Annotated in this window: 12 protein-coding genes and 1 pseudogene; 5 read left to right on the forward strand and 8 right to left on the reverse strand. The window is 67.3% G+C overall.

Going from position 1 to position 15303, the window contains the following annotated elements; translation table 11 throughout:
* A pseudogene (locus tag D7Y15_RS26010) lies at positions 1 to 497 on the reverse strand (hypothetical protein); the annotation flags it as partial.
* A gap of 219 nt (positions 498 to 716) precedes the next feature.
* Here D7Y15_RS26010 and D7Y15_RS26015 point away from each other — a divergent pair.
* The 4 genes from D7Y15_RS26015 (at position 717) to D7Y15_RS26025 (ending at position 4282) form a co-directional block, all read left to right on the forward strand.
* Positions 717 to 1196 carry a hypothetical protein gene (locus tag D7Y15_RS26015; protein WP_148712866.1) on the forward strand — a complete coding sequence of 160 codons (480 nt, stop codon included), beginning with the start codon at positions 717 to 719 and terminating at the stop codon, positions 1194 to 1196.
* Between the two features lie 153 nt (positions 1197 to 1349).
* Entirely contained in the window at positions 1350 to 1511 is a 162-nt protein-coding gene (locus tag D7Y15_RS44805; RefSeq protein ID WP_158624430.1) for a hypothetical protein, read from the forward strand.
* Positions 1512 to 1597: 86 nt separating this feature from the next.
* On the forward strand, positions 1598 to 3655 hold the full coding sequence (locus tag D7Y15_RS26020; protein ID WP_120577638.1) for a cation:proton antiporter: 2058 nt from the start codon (positions 1598 to 1600) through the stop codon (positions 3653 to 3655).
* 84 nt (positions 3656 to 3739) lie between these two features.
* A complete protein-coding gene (locus D7Y15_RS26025) occupies positions 3740 to 4282 on the forward strand; it encodes a hypothetical protein (protein ID WP_121754261.1) in 543 nt (180 codons plus the stop codon).
* Positions 4283 to 4312: 30 nt separating this feature from the next.
* Here D7Y15_RS26025 and D7Y15_RS26030 read toward each other — a convergent pair whose 3' ends face one another.
* The 6 genes from D7Y15_RS26030 to D7Y15_RS46630 form a co-directional block, all read right to left on the reverse strand.
* Positions 4313 to 4960: a cysteine hydrolase family protein gene (locus tag D7Y15_RS26030; protein ID WP_199745987.1), complete on the reverse strand. Its 648-nt coding sequence runs from the start codon at positions 4958 to 4960 to the stop codon at positions 4313 to 4315.
* Positions 4961 to 5027: 67 nt separating this feature from the next.
* Entirely contained in the window at positions 5028 to 6887 is a 1860-nt protein-coding gene (locus tag D7Y15_RS26035; RefSeq protein WP_158629110.1) for a PQQ-dependent sugar dehydrogenase, read from the reverse strand.
* A 195-nt stretch (positions 6888 to 7082) separates the two neighbouring features.
* Positions 7083 to 9608 carry a PQQ-dependent sugar dehydrogenase gene (locus D7Y15_RS26040; protein ID WP_158629111.1) on the reverse strand — a complete coding sequence of 842 codons (2526 nt, stop codon included), beginning with the start codon at positions 9606 to 9608 and terminating at the stop codon, positions 7083 to 7085.
* A 28-nt stretch (positions 9609 to 9636) separates the two neighbouring features.
* On the reverse strand, positions 9637 to 10593 hold the full coding sequence (locus tag D7Y15_RS26045) for a WD40 repeat domain-containing protein (protein WP_120577642.1): 957 nt from the start codon (positions 10591 to 10593) through the stop codon (positions 9637 to 9639).
* Positions 10593 to 11288: an immunity 52 family protein gene (locus tag D7Y15_RS26050; protein WP_121754254.1), complete on the reverse strand. Its 696-nt coding sequence runs from the start codon at positions 11286 to 11288 to the stop codon at positions 10593 to 10595. Before D7Y15_RS26050 ends, D7Y15_RS26045 begins: the two co-directional genes overlap by 1 nt.
* Before the next feature lie 15 nt (positions 11289 to 11303).
* Complete coding sequence (locus D7Y15_RS46630; protein ID WP_121754255.1) at positions 11304 to 12695, reverse strand: Tox-REase-5 domain-containing protein; 1392 nt, start codon at positions 12693 to 12695, stop codon at positions 11304 to 11306.
* A 156-nt stretch (positions 12696 to 12851) separates the two neighbouring features.
* Here D7Y15_RS46630 and D7Y15_RS26060 point away from each other — a divergent pair, with 156 nt between their 5' ends.
* Positions 12852 to 13538, forward strand: a complete 687-nt coding sequence (locus D7Y15_RS26060) for an SRPBCC family protein (protein WP_121754256.1) — start codon at positions 12852 to 12854, stop codon at positions 13536 to 13538.
* Between the two features lie 78 nt (positions 13539 to 13616).
* Here the strand turns inward: D7Y15_RS26060 and D7Y15_RS26065 are convergent, their stop codons facing one another.
* Positions 13617 to 15287, reverse strand: coding sequence for a M1 family aminopeptidase (locus D7Y15_RS26065; RefSeq protein ID WP_120577646.1), 1671 nt, complete (start codon positions 15285 to 15287; stop codon positions 13617 to 13619).
* Positions 15288 to 15303: the final 16 nt, after the last annotated feature.

The raw sequence follows: 15303 nt of genomic DNA on the forward strand, positions 1-15303 counted from the left end.
ACGCCAGGCCCCGCGGGCGCCTGCGACGCGACCGCGGCGACTTCCGTCGCGGCCGGGGTATCCACCTGCTCCACCACCGGCTCCTGCTCCTTCACCGGCTCAGGAACCTTCGCGGGCACCACCAGTTCCTGCCGCTTCGGGCGCGGCTTCTGCACCACCGGCTTCACGGGCTCCGGGGCCGCCTGCTTCGGCGCGCCCCCCCCCAACGGCGGCGGAGGCGGCGCGTAGGCCATCAGCACCAGCTCCGGCTCCGGCTTCTTGAGTTCGGGCGGCGGGCGGGTCGACACCATCATCACGCCCACCGCCACCGCCAATACGTGCGCCACGGTCGCGGTCAACAGGGCCCCGCTCCAGCGACCCCATCCCGCCTCCGCCGTCGCGGTCGCGGACTGGAAGAGCCCCACCGGGCTCCGCGCCGCATCCGCACGCGCGGTCACAGCTTGCGGCAGCGTCGGGGCAGCACCCAATCCGTCGTTGAAGTTGAGAATGGTTCGCATTTTCGGTCGCCGGAAGGGGATATCCCCTGACGGGTGGCAACGTCAATCTGGAGCGATGCTGAAATCATCCCGGCGCGTCACCACCGGACTGTTTCGTCGCCAAGGGCGCGATTTTCCGAGGTGCGTGACGACCCCGCTGCGTATAAAGGCCTTCCGTCGGCTCGTTTCTGTCGTCGGCCGACTGTCGCATCCCGTGCGACACGCTTAACCCCCCCATCCATGACGCCGGCCCTTCCCCACACCGGGCGTGAAGCCCCCCGCGAGAGCAGGTTCGCCCTGACGGCGGCCGTGTGCGCGGCGGTGCTGGCCGGGCTCCTGGGAATGATGGGGCTGCCCTCGAGGTCCTCGCGCGGAGCCCACCTGGAGGCCGCGGCGTCCCGGACGCATGGGGTGTCGCGCTCGCCTTCCACCCCGAAGCTGGGGTGGGAGGAAGCGGGGCTGCTGCATGGCTTGCACGTGGCCGCCCCGCGGGCGGGCTCGCGAGATCAGGTGGATGGCGGTGGCGCCGGCCTCCGCCCCCCGACACCCTTCACGCCCCGGCCGGACACGCTGCGCGCGATCCTCGCGCGCCATGACGCGCGGATGCTGGCGCTGGCCGAGGGCCTGCTTGCCCGGGCGCTGCCCTCCCGGCTCACGCCGCTGGCGGACCGTCCCCGGACGGTGAACTGCCCGGCGCAGGGTCCGCCCGGCCAGGGCTGAGCGGTTTCTTTCGTGCCTCCTCTTTCGTTCGCGGGCCCGCGTCCGCTTCCGCCTCCCGGTGTGTCCTCTGGGAACCCGGCGGGCAGGCCGCTCCCACGACACAAACCTTCCAGCACGCGGTGCGCCCTTCGCGGCCGCGCGAGACCTTCCTCCATGTCTTCATCCCCTTCCCCCGAGCCCACCTCACCCCCGTCGCAGCAGACCCAGCAGGGCGGCTCCACCCACGATCAGTGGCAGGGCGCGCGCCTGTTGTGGAGCGGACTGCTGTGTGTGCTCATCATCGCCGGGGCCATTGCCCTCGAGCGATGCAGCTGATTCCGCCCTAACTTCCTGTGGATCCGGCCCCGCGCAGCACGGGCGGGGCCGCTCATCGCGAGCCCATCACCTCCAGAGGCGCCCCCATGCACGACGCCCACGCGTTCCTCCAAGCCCTCGCCACCGTCCTTTGTGTCGCGGCGGTCACCACGGTCCTCTTCCAGCGCCTGCGCCAGCCGGTGGTGCTGGGCTACATCCTCGCGGGCTTCATCATCGGACCGCACGTCCCCATTCCGCTGGTGGCGGACCCGGGCATCGTGCAGACGCTGTCGGAGATGGGCGTCATCCTGCTGATGTTCTCCCTGGGGCTGGAGTTCAGCCTGCGGCGGCTGTTCCAGGTGGGGCCCACCGCGGGGCTCACCGCCGTCATCCAGTGCAGCGTGATGGTGTGGCTGGGCTTCATCGTTGGCCGCGCCTTCGGCTGGACGATGCTGGAGAGCCTTTTCACCGGCTGCTGCATCGCCATCTCCAGCACCACCATCATCGCCAAGGCGTTCGACGAGCAGAACATCCGGGGTGCGCTGCGCGGCATCGTGGTGGGCATCCTCATCGTGGAAGACCTCATCGGCATCCTGCTGATGGCCATGCTCACCGCGGTGTCCACCGGCTCGGGCCTGTCCGCCTGGGACCTGGCGCTGACGGTGGGCAAGCTGGCCGCGTTCCTCGTGGGGCTGGTCGGCATTGGCTTGTTCGTCGTGCCCCGGTTGATGCGCTACATCACGAAGCTCCAGCGGCCGGAGACGACGCTCGTCAGCAGCGTGGGCATCTGCTTCGCGGGCGCGCTGCTGGCGCAGACGTTCGGCTACTCGGTGGCGCTGGGCGCGTTCCTTGCGGGCTCGCTGGTGGCGGAGTCCGGCGAGGGCAAGGAGATTGAACACCTGGTGCAGCCGGTGCGAGACCTGTTCGGCGCGGTGTTCTTCGTGTCGGTGGGCATGCTCATCGACCCGGCGCTCATCCGCGAGCACTGGGCGGCCATCGCGGTGCTCACCGGTGTGGTCGTCGTGGGGAAGATCCTCAGCGTGTCGCTGGGTGCGTTCTTCACGGGCAACGGTACGCGCACGTCCGTGCAGGCGGGCCTGAGCCTGTCCCAGATTGGCGAGTTCTCCTTCATCATCGCGGGCCTGGGCCTGTCCCTGAAGGCCACGGGCACGTTCCTCTACCCGGTGGCGGTGGCCGTGTCCGCCATCACCACGTTGACGACGCCATGGCTCATCCGCGCGTCCGGTCCCATCGCCAACTGGGTGGACCGCAAGCTGCCGGCGCCGCTGCAGACGTTCGCGTCGCTGTACGGCAGCTGGGTGGAGAACCTGCGCACGTCGCCGCGCCAGAAGACGGTGGGCGCGCGCGTGCGGCGCATGGCGCTCCTGATGCTCCTGGACGCGGCGTTCATCACCATCATCGTCATTGGCACGTCGGTGCTGCTGCCCCAGGTGACGGAGTTCATCGACGAGCGCATGGGCTGGGGCAAGACGATGACGCCGTGGATCGTCATCGGCCTGTCCACGGCGCTGGCCCTGCCCTTCTGCGTGGGCATCGTGCGGATGGGGCGGCGGCTGGGCGTGGTGCTGGCGGAGGGCGCGCTACCGGCGGCCGCCAACGGCAGGGTGGACCTGGCGGCGGCGCCTCGGCGGGTGCTGGTGGTGGCGCTCCAGTTGGCCAGCGTCTTCATGGTGGGCGTGCCGGTGCTGGCCATCACCCAACCGTTCATTCCCGGCGTGCCGGGCGCGGTGGTGCTGCTGGTGTCCCTGGGCGTGATGGGCTTCGCCTTCTGGAAGAGCGCCACGAACCTGCAGGGACACATGCGAGCGGGCGCGCAGGTCATCGTGGAGGCGCTCGCGGCCCAGTCCCACGCCAAGGGCGACGAGGACGAGCCGTCACAGGACGTGCTGCACGGCGTGCGTCAGATGCTGCCCGGCATTGGCGAACCGGAGTCGGTGGCGCTCGGCGAGTCCAGCGCGGCGGTGGGCCGGACCCTGGCGGAGCTCAACCTGCGCGGCATGACGGGGGCGACGGTGCTGGCCATCCGGCGGGGCGAAGCAGGCGTGCTGGTGCCCACCGCGCAGGAGGTGCTGCGCGCGGGTGACATCCTCGCGCTCGCGGGGACTCATGAGGCCATCGACGCGGCGAAGGGCGTGCTCGGCTGAGGCAGGGCACCGGATGCAATGGGGGACGCGGCCGTCCGTAGCAAGGGCATGCCGCTCCCCTTCCGCGTTCCGGAGGTTCCCGCCATGCGCCGCCCGTTCCTGCCCACCCTGTTGCTCGCCTGCTCGCTGGCCTTGCCTGCCCTGGCGGCGGAGCCGGCGAAGAAGCCGGCCAAGGCTCCCGCCAAGACCATCTGCGTCAACGTCAAGGACGGGAGCAAGGCGGTCCAGGGGACGAACCTGGTCATCGAGCCCGGGGAGAAGATCAAGGACGCGGTCGCCGTGGATGGCGACGTCATCGTGAAGAAGGGCGCGGTGGTGGACAACGACGTGGCCGCCATCCGGGGCCGCGTCATCCTGGAGCCCGGTGCCAAGGTGAAGGGCGACGTGGTGTCCATCGGCGGCGAGGTGCGGGTGCCCGCGGGCGCGCACGTCGACGGGAACGCGACGGCGCTGGGCGGCAAGCTCGTCCTGGACAAGAAAGAGGACGTGGGCGGGGAGCAGAACTCCTTGTCCCTGGTCTTCAACGGCGACGACCTGGTGAAGGAGTTCATCGGCAAGGCGCTCGACGAGGATGCCGGCAAGTGCCACATCCTCGACGACGACGATGACGACGACAAGGACGTCTGAGCCGTCCGTCCGCGTGTCAGGCGGCCCCCGTCACTTCCATTCTGGCGGGGGCTTTCGCGTGGCGCGGCGGCGCGAGCGGGGTTGCAGGTGTACTTCGTCCCCCCGGCAGACGCGTACCCGCAGGAAGCGCTGGAGCTGATCCAGGGCCAGGTCGTGGTCCTTGTCGCTCTCCGCGCAGCAGCAGTCGCTGAGCACGGTGATCTTGTACTCATGCATGTGCGCGTCGTGGGCGCTGAAGAAGACGCACAGGTTGGTGGCGATGCCCGCGAGCAGCAGCTTCTTCGTGCCCAGGTGCTCCAGCAGGGGCACCAGCGACGTGGCGAAGAAGGCCGAGTGCTTGGGCTTGAGGATGAAGTAATCGTCCGGCCGGGGCTTGAGCGCGCGGGCGACCCGCTGGCCCCGTCTGTCCTTCCGGGTGCAGTGTTTGTAGACATCCGTGAAGCTGCTGCGCCACAGGTCGAAGTTGTCGTTGACGTAGATGACCGGGACGCCTGCCTTGCGCATCCTTTCGGCGAAGGGGCCCAGGCGCTCCACCATGCGCAGCGCCCAGGGCAGGACGTTCTCCCCGCCCGGGAACTCCAGGTCGTTGATGACGTCGATGATGAGCAGCGCGGTGTCATGCCGCCGCTCATGCGGCGTGCGCGTCTGCTTCCGGACCGCCTGGCGCGGTTTCGCCACGTCCACCTCCCCGTGGCGAAACGCTAATCATCCTGTGGCCGAACGCCCAGGTGCCGCGCGCGGAGGGTTACCGCCGGGACCGGCGGGGCCTCCACACGAGCCCGGAGAGCAGCCACCAGGCCAGGACGCCTGGGAGCGCGCTGGCGCCGGCACTGCACCCGCCGGATTCATCCTCCATGTGCACGGGCATCGTGCCGCCATCCTTCGCGGAGCCTGCGTCCACGACTGCTCCGGCGTCCACCAGGGTTCCCGCATCCTCCACGGTCCCTGCATCCTCGATGGCCCCCGCGTCTTCGATAGTTCCCGCATCCTCGAGGGTTCCCGCGTCTTCGACAGTCCCGGCATCCTCGAGGGTTCCCGCATCCATTTCCGGTCCGCCGTCGACGCCGCCGTCATTGGCAGGCTCCTCCGGCACTTCGTCCTCTTCCGTGCGGGCATGGACGGTGACCACGGGGAAGTCCTGCGTCGGCGTGAACGTGAAGGACGCATGTTCGACGTCCGCATCCGCGTCCTGCGCCGCGCCCAGCGTCACGAATTGGGGAACGCTCCAGTTCTCGATCGTGAACCGAAGCGAGGCGCCGTCCACCACGGAGAGGTCGCCATCGCCACCCTGCACTGCCACCTTGACCCAGACGTCCACGGCGGGAGGCATCGCCAGGGACACCATGACCGTCTGGGTTCCGCCCTCCGGGATGACGAGGTCCGACGGCGACACGATCAAGGCCTGGCCTCCTGGCACCGGAGTGATCCGGTTGATTCCGCCGTAATAGCTCAGCACGTACAGCGCCCCGTCCGGTCCCTCGTTCACGTCGACGAAGCCGCCGCCTGTCTCATAGTTCATGATGACGTCTTCATTGGCCATGGAGCCGTCCGCCGCGAACCGGATCCGATGAAGCATTCCGCGGAAGTCCGTGTACAAGTAGTTGCCGGAGTAGCTCGTGGGGAAGCGCGTCCCTGTATAGAACATGCCTCCCATGACGAACTCGCCCTGGGGCCATCGCCTGAGCTGACCACCGCCGCTCACCGCATCCGGCTCAGGCTGATCCACGGTAAATGACTGCGGAGACGGATGCCCCGTGACATAGAAATCACCGTTGAAGCTGGGCTCCTCCACATCCCGAATCAGGATCCGCGTCCCTTTGCGGTACCAATAGGAATCCACGGAGTCGCCCAGCAGCGTGAAGGTCGCAACGCCGTTCTGCCGCACCGCACCTGTCGACGTGAGCGGAGAGTCATCAAAGTTGGCGGGGATGTATGAATAAACGGGCGAAAGGTAGCCCGCGGGGCGCCTGTAGTTGTAGTGGGGCCACCCTCCATGATCGCCCGGACTCACGCTGAAGATCTGAAGATTCTCCGGACTTGAGGCATTGGCCCACAGGCGGCCGGTTCCCGGCTGGAAGACCAACCCGTAGAGATTGCAGAAGCCCTGCGCCCAGATGCTGTCCACGTTGGGGCCCGGTCCATCGTAGAAGGGGTTGTCGGTAGGCACGGTGCCATCCGGGCGCACGCGGTGGATCTTTCCCGCCGCGCTCGTCAAGACATCTTCGCCCCGGCTGCCGTGGAGATTTCCCACCCCGAAGTACAGCATGCCATCCGGACCGAAGGTCATGCCGCCGCCGTCGTAGTCGAGCACTCCCGCCTGGAGCCCGTCCACGATGACGGTGCGATTCACGCCGACGCCACCGACGTCGGTGTACCGGAAGATCTGCAACGTGTAGCCCGGCATCGCCGCGAAGAAATAGACGTAGTGGTTGTTCGCGAAGTCCGGATCGAAGGCCATGCCCAGGAGGCCTTGCTGATCGTGCCCCTGGGTGAACGACTCGGAGATGAAGGGGGTGGGCTGCAACACCCCGTTCACCACGACGAGGACCTTTCCCCTCATCGTCGTCACGAACAGGCGGCCAGAGCCGTCCGGAACCCATCCCATCCGGGTGGCATCGTTGTCGCTGAAGATCACCCAGTTATCGATGATCTCAAGGTCACGAGCAGTCTCGACAGGTTGGGAATAGACGGGGAAGGCAGTCAGCAATGCCAGGGCAAGCCAGGCGGCAATGGATCGCATATCGAGCACGCTAGCGTGCCTTCCCGTCTGTCCGTCAGTCTTTTCCTTCCAGTTCTGGATTCAGCTCCGCCGGGCGCGGCGAGGCCTCCACAGAAGACCCGCGAGCAACCACCCGCCCAGGACACCCGGAAGCGCGGTGGCGCCAGCACTGCATCCGCCGGATTCATCCTCCTTGGGGCCCGTCACCGTGCCGCCATCCTGCTGGGTGCCCGCGTCCGCGACGGAGCCACCGTCCGTTCCGGTCCCCGCATCCGTATTGGCCCCGGCATCCGTCTGGGCGCCAGCGTCCACGACACTGCCCGCATCGGCGCCGGCGTCGGGGACTCCTGACGCTCGGACCTGGATCTGGAACGTCTGGACTGCATCCGGAAGCGGTCCATTGCTGGCGCGCACGGAGACGGTCACGGTCGCTTCGGTCGCGGGCGTCCAGGACAGACGTCCACTGACAGGGTCCAGCGTCATGCCTTGCGGCCCCTGCACCAGCGTCAGCAGCGGCTCGGGCTTCCCGAACGCCGTGACTGTATATGTATAGGGCTTCCCCACGGTCGCCTGCGTCACGGGTGCGGAGGTGATGGTGGGCACGCCAGCCACGTCCCTGGCGATGACGGTGACCACCCGCGAGGTGAGTCCCGGAGAGGACACCGTCAACAAGGCCACGTCGTCCTCGCTGTCCGTGTCGCGCGCGGTCGCCACCGTGACGGTCTTCGCCGCGGTTCCGTCCTCGGGCGTGAAGGTCAGGGAGGCGCCGCCGGTGACGGTCACGTCCGCGCTCCCCGAAGTCCGGGCCACGGTGACCGTCACGGGAGACGTGGGCACGTAGGTCAGGCGGACGGTGAAGGTGCCGCCCATTCCCTCATCCAGGTCGAACGACGTGGTGGAGAGCTGGAGCGCCTGGACTTCATCCTCCTCGGTGCGCGCGTGGATCTCCACGCCGGGCACGCCCTCCGGAAAGCCCTGGTCCATGGTGACGAAGAACGTGGCGTGGTCGATTTCATAATCCGCGTCCTGGGCCGCGCTGAGGGTGACGAACTGCGGGACGCTCCAGTTGGTCGCGTCGAAGAGCATCGGCTGCCCGGCGCTCACCCGGATGTCCGAGTCCTCTTCACGCCTCACGAGGGCCACATACGTCGGGGTCGTGGGAGGCATGGCCAGGGAGGCCATGAGGGTCTTCGACCCTCCTTCGGGGACGACCAGGTCTTGAGTGGAGACGATCACGCCCTGGCCCGCGGGCAGCGGCGTGATCCGGAAGATCGTGCTGTAGAAGGATGAGACATACAGCGCGCCATCCGGTCCCACCGCGACGTCGGTGAAGTTCGACTCGTGGACGTAGTTCACCACGAGCTCCACCTTTTTCACGGAGCCATCCGCTCCCAGGTCCACCCGGTGGAGGTACCCACCGAAGTCGGCGAAGAAGTAATCGCCCTGGTACTCGGAGGAAAATCGTGAGCCTGCGTAGAACACACCACCGACCACGGCATCGCCCATCTGGTCTGTCTGCAGGCCACCGCCACCGCTCACCGCATCCGGACCGGGCTGATCCACCGTGAACGACAGGGGCGTCGGAAAGCCGGTGATGTAGCCGACTCCATTGAAGCTGGGGTCTGCCACATCCCGCAGATGGACCTTCTTGCCCTTGCGCAGAGAGGAGACCGGATAGGTGCCCTCCACGGTGAAGGTCGCGACCCCGCCCTTGCGCACGGCTCCTGTCGACGTGAAGGAGTACACGTCCCACAGCCCTGGCGTATAGGCGACGAGTGGCGACAGGAATCCCTGGGGCTGGTTGTTCTCATACTGCCACCAGCCCGCATGGTCACCCCGCCCCACGCTGAAGATCTGCTCGGCGATGTTCCCGGCAACGTTGGCCCAAAGCTTCCCGGTTCCAGGCTGGAAGCGGATCCGGAAGGGATTGCGGAAGCCTCGGGCCCAGATGAGATCGTTGTTCGGCCCCCAGTCATCGTAGAAGGGGTTGTCCGTGGGAATGCTTCCGTCCTTGTGGACGCGGAGGATCTTCGACGACATCAGGGACAGGTCATCATTGGTCCCTGCGTAGATGTCTCCATCCCCCACTCCAAAATACAGGAGCCCATCCGGACCGAAGGCCAGACCTCCGCCATTGTGGCTCTTGTTTTGCGGGATGTTGTCCACGATGACGGTCCGGTTGACACCCACACCGCCAGCCTCCGTGAACCGCAGAATCTGCGCCATGTAGCGGGTGACACCCCCTACGTCGATGTTCGGCTGACTGGCGAAGACGTAGACGTAGCGGTTGGTCGCGAAGTCCGGATCGAAGGCAAGGCTTTGCAGGCCCTGCTCTCCATCCGTTGCCACCTGCTCATCGATGAATGGCGTAGGCTGGAGCGCGCCGTTCTGGATGATCCGGACCTTCCCTCCCTTGATCACCACGAACAGGCGGTTGGAACCGTCCGGAGCCCAGACCAGTCCGGATGCATTCTCAATCTCCTGTGTCTCGATGAACTTCGCGACTTCGACGCCATAGGCGCCATTGGGGGTAGGAATATAGACCTGGGCCTGGGCGGTGAAGGCCGCAAGACATGCAAGAAACACCAAGGAATAGACTGAACGCATGGCAGACACGCTACCATCCATCCCTTCCTCAGGGTCTGGGCTTCACGCCCCAGATGCCTACCTTGCCGTCGTCCATGCCCCAGCTCACGAAGCGTCCGTCGGGGGAGAAGTTCGCGGTGCTGCCCTGCATGTCATCCAGGTCCGAATAGCCGAAGACGTCCCGGCCCTCGCGGACATCGATGACCACGAACGCGCTCGTGTCCGCGCTCGCAGCCAGTAGAGAGCCATCGGAGTTGAACTCCATCTGCAGCGCACCGGAGCCTGGAGCCTCGAGGGTCCGAAGCGTTGCCAGTCCGGGGAGGCCCAGGAAGAACAACTGGCCACCGGTATTCGAGGCGACCAGCGACTCTCCAGACGGCGTGAACGCCACGTTCCAGATCCACTGGGCATCGAGCGCACGGGTCCCCACGGGCTTGCCGGTTCTCGCATCCCAGAGGCGAACGGAACCGCGCGTCGCGGCGCCCTCCTGCTCCTCGGCGGCGCCCGCGGCCGCGAACCGGCCATCCGGCGACAGCGCGCAGCCATAGAGGTAGGCAGGATCCTCCAGCCGCCACACGAGCCAGTTGCGCTCCAGGTCCCAGAGCATGACACGCCCCTGGCCGGCGGTGAGCAGCAGGCGGGTTCCGTCCGAGGACAGACACGCGCTGGAGACGGAACCACCGGTCTCCACCGAGGACAGCAGCGTGCCGTCGGTGACGGACCAGGTCCGGAGGGTGCCGCGAACCGTCACGGACAGGAGGCGCTGGGAGCCAGGGAGGAACCACGCGGCCACGCAGCGGGAAACGGAGTGCGCGAAGAGCGGAGTCGTCTCTTCCGAGTGCAGGTCCCACCAGCGCAACGGTGTCCCGCCCTGCTTCTGGACGGACAGCAGGTAACGCGACGACGCATCCCACCCCAGCCACTGCCACCGTGTGTACGGCGACAGCTCCGGCTCCCCCAGCGTCCGCAGCAGGGACAAGTGTTTCGCGGTGTCAGGGGTCAGCATCAAGACGCTCCAAGCGGTTCCAGCAACCCGACCCGTTGCAACTGGTCCCGCACCTCTTCCGCGAGCGCGACATGATCCGGCCTGGTCAGCGTGAATCGTTCCGGGGTCAGGATGACGAGGGTGCCTCGGTCCTCAACGGGTTCGACTCGCACGGGGCCGGGAAGATGCGGCACCGGACCTCGGTCCCGGGAGAAGTACGTCATCCATCCGATGAACGTGCCTGCGTCGCCTGACTCAGACACCGAGTCCCGGTGCGCGTCGGAAGTGACGATGCCCCATTCAGGCTCCCAGGCCAGCACCATCGCCTTCAGCACCAGGGACGCTCTCTGCTGGGAGAGGAGCCTTGGCGCAGAGGGGGTCCAAACGCAAAGGTCCACGGCACCCGGCACCGGAGCCCCGCAGGAGAAGTTGACGACGCTGCTGTCGTCAGCACTCCCGTTCCAGGCGGCGAAGGAGATTTCGCCTTCGCCTATCTGGTACTTCGTCTTCTTGAGCAGTTGCTGAAGCGAAAGGGCATCTGGACTGATCCGGCTGTTGAGCGCCGGCTCCCGGGAGCGGGCCTGCTCGTACCAATTCGCGAGGATCGGGTCTGTGGAAGCCAACCGCTGGAACAGGGCTTCGGCCCGCCGAGCATGGGTCTCCAGCGGCTCGGGCCTTCCGGGCCAGTACACCCCTGCGTAGTAGGTTTCAGTCATCAGCCGTGAAGACGTTCAGCGCGGAGAAGTGAAGTGGACGGGAATCCGCCCCAGACCGTTTCTCTTGAAAAGCGCTCGTACGTAGTCCGCGACCTTGCGCTCCGCGAAGTGCCATTCCAGGGGAACTCCACGGGCAACGCGCTGCTGTCGCTTCGCCTGTCGGACCATGTCCGTGAATCCCTCGAACCATCCGCCCTGCTCCACGGCCATCTCGAGGAACTTCTCATAGCCCGGGCCTTTGGCCTCCAGCAACACGCCATTGGTGAACCCGTCGAACTTGACGCTGTCGACTTCGTAGACCGGTCCCTCCGCGGCGTTGGTGATCTGGGACTGGTACTTCCGGGCCGCATCCTCCATGTGCTCGGTCGCGGGCCGCCACTTCCCCGGTCCACCGGAAGAGGAAGCCCCACCGCCTGGGGCATTCGACTTCAACAGGATGACGGCCGCCCCAGGAGCTCCACTCAAGACCGTCGTCGCGCGTCCCACTGGGACCGAGACGAGGTCCAGCATCAGCGCGCCCTCCGCGGACAGTGAGAGCATCGGCGCGGAGACCTCCGCGCCCACGGCCAGCCCCTTCAGCGAGCGCGTCGTTGCAGAGGCCGTTCCCCACAGTGCGACGACATTCGTCGTCAGCCGTGCGGTCTCGCGGATCTGCTCGCCGCGCGTCATGTGCTGGAATCGTTCCCAATAGGCGGGAGAGTTCGTGATGAGGGCCACGATCCCCGCCGGCAGGTTTCGCAGCCCAGCGATGCTGTCCGTCGGGCGCGACAACAGCTGACCCAACGCGTGGTACAGCTCCACGAAGGCGTCCTCGGCGCCATCCAGTGAGCGGCTGATGACATCCGCGTCGTCGTACACCTCGGCCAGGGGTCTCGGGTCCACGGCGCGCAGCTGCGCGTCGACATGGCGGAAGACTCCGCCACGGCCGCTGTAAAAGCGGCCCAACTCGAAGTTCCCTGCGCGGAAGGCTCCGTCCCTCCACTTCACCTCCGAAACCTTCTGTTGCGTCCTGCCATCCAGCGCCCAGGCGAGATATCCGTCCGGCCGAAGCACCGCCACCTGCTCGCGGGCGAAGCGTTCCACCCGCCGCGCCAGCTCCTCACGCGACACGTCGCCGTCCGCCAGCACCTCGCGCATCAGGAAGCCCGCGGCCATCCGCGGAGGGAAGGAGCCCAACGTCACGGGTGTCTCCGTCAGCCGTTCGAGCACTCCCACTGCGTCCTCGGGTGTAAAGGGATTGCGGCGAGTGGGCAGCTCGTCCACATCCTCCAGCCCGGCGTGAATCAGCACCTCCTCGAACGCATCCGGCCGGAGGAACTGCGTGCTTCCTCTTCCGGAGGCAGCCTCCACCCCGGCACAGCCACTGCAGAACAGAGCCACGAGTACCGCGATGACCGCCAGGCGCATGGGCCCACTCTAGACCGCCGGTACAATGGTGGGCCCCCAACGACTCGCGCCTCACGCTGCGTCAAGCCAGGCCGCGCGCTGGGGGGCTTGAGTCGGAGCGATCCGGCGGCCTAAGACGCGGCCTCCCCGTCCAGGGGACCCTTTTCAAGGAACACCATGCTCAAGAAGATTGCCATTGGCGTCGTTGCCGCGCTCGTGCTGCTCGCAGGCTTCATCGCCACCCGCCCCGATTCCTACACCGTCACGCGCACAACCACGGTGGCGGGTACGCCCGACATCGCGTTCGGTCTGGTCAATGACTTCCACCAGTGGAACCAGTGGTCCCCCTGGGACAACCTCGACCCGAGCATGAAGAAGACCTTTGGCGGCGCGGAGTCGGGCGTTGGAGCCACCTATGGGTGGGTGGGCAACAACGACGTGGGTGAGGGCCGCATGACCATCCTGGAGGCCACCGCCAACGCGGCCGTCCGCATCAAGCTGGAGTTCATCAAGCCCTTCGAAGACAGCAGCATCACCACCTTCACGTTCAAGCCCGCCGACGACGGCACCACCGTCACCTGGACCATGGCCGGCAACCACAACTTCATGAGCAAGGCGATGTGCCTCGTCATGGACATGGACCAGATGATCGGCAAGGACTTCGAGAAAGGCCTCGCCAGCATGAAGACCGCCACCCAGGCCGAGGCCACGAAGCGCGCGGAGGCCGAAGCCGCCCGCAAGGTCGCCGAGGCCAAGGCCGCCGAGGAGGCCGCTGCCGCAGCCGCTGCCGCAGCCGCCGCTGCTGCTGCCGCCGCTGCCGCGCCCGCGGCAGGCACGCCCGCCGTCGCCACGCCCACTCCGTAGTCCACGGCCACCACCTCGTGGCCAACGGCCCCTCGCGCCTCCCAGGCCCGAGGGGCCTTCTTGTTCACGGCGGATCGATCACAACCGCCAGCGCTGGGGAACGGGCTCCCGAGCCAGCCCCAGGCTCCTGCGATTGACCAGGCGATTGCGCGGATCCACCGCGACCTGCTGGACCTTCCACGGCAGCCCCTTCACCGTGAACCCCGCCGTCGCGGACTCCGGGGCCAGCCCGTAGGAGACCGTTACCCGCCGTCGCTCCTCCGGCACCGCCCCCTGAAGCTCCAACTCCACCTCGCAGGGATACACCTTCCCGGTCTCCGTCCGCTGCGTCACCCTTAACGTCAACGAGTCCCCCTGGCTCCACTCCACCTGGAAGTACGGCCAGTCCGGCTCCCCTTCCCCATCCACCCAGGTGTCGAAGTAGAGCCGCAGGTTCCTTCCTGAAGCGCCTTCGAGCGCCTGGCGCAGGTCCTCGATGCTCCGGACTCCCGGCTCCGCCAGGAACGCCTGGAGCCCCGTCAGCACCTGCTCGCGACCCAGCAGGGATTCCAGTTGAACCAGGAGGATCAGCGGGCCCGTACCGTAGATGTCATTCACGAAGGAGAGGAAGGACGGCTTGGGCGTGTCTCGTGGACGCAGATGGTAGGAGGCCGTCCGCGCCAGCCGGTCCCAGTACGCCAGCGTGACCGCGGCGTCTTCACCCCGGTGCTCGTCCTCGAAGACATACGTGAGGTACTCCGCCACCGCTTCCTTCCACGGGTAGTCCTCCGCGCTCGCCAGCGTCGTCCGGTCACCGGCCCACTGGTGCACGATTTCATGCATCAACGTGTGCATCGTCACGTTGGCGTAGGGCCCGCCCATCCATGGCAGGTCGTCGCGCAGCACGATGTTGGCCGGGTGCTCCATGCCCAACCAGTCCGTGCGCCCGCTGGCCACGCGCAGCTCGGGGCCATAGGGCAGCGGCCCGAAGCGGGCCGTCATCCGCGCCAGGAACTCCGCCACCGCGCCCGCGTCAATCGCCGGCCCGAGCAGTCCCCCTGGCGGCTCATACAGCTCCACGCACCCCACGTCCGTGTCCACCAGCCGCGTGCGCTCCCACGCCGGATGCGAAGCGACCATGAAGGCGGAGTACGTGGGGGCTCGCGTCCCCAGGAGCTCGCAGCGCGTATGTGTTTCATCTCGCCGAGACAGGTTCCCCGGACACAGCACCCCGTCACCGGGCGCGTGCGTGATGTCGAAGGTGAAGTGCGCCAGCCTCCCGGGCGCAGTGTCACACGGCCCGAAGAGGTCGCAGGACTCCAACCAGCCCAGCAGATACGTGAAGGGACGGCCCTGCGCATCCAACCGCCGTGAGAACCCCACCTGCGTGTACGGCACGGTGGACTCCGGCACACGCAGCCGGCTGTCGAGCCACAACGGCCCCTCCAGCGGCGCAACGCCGCAAACCTCCATCCGACCGTCCGCGAGGCGGAAGCTCTCGGGAGGCGCACCGCCCCACCGCACGTCCGTCACCTCCGCGCGAGCTGGAAGGGACACGCAGCCCCGCGCGCCAGCCTCCACGTCCAACCACAGCCGGGACGACGCCTCCCCCGTGGTGAGGTCGAATGCGAAATCGTAGCGCTCCACCGTGGACGCCAGCACCACCCCGCCCGCGTCCGGTGACTCCAGGGGCGGATCGTCGGACTCGCAACCCGTCACGCCCAGGACGAAGCACGACAGCGTGAAGCATCGGATCCAGCTCAGGAGCACGACACGGATACGGCCC

Origin of the sequence: Corallococcus sp. AB030 (assembly GCF_003668965.1) — a bacterium.
GTDB lineage: Bacteria > Myxococcota > Myxococcia > Myxococcales > Myxococcaceae > Corallococcus > Corallococcus exiguus.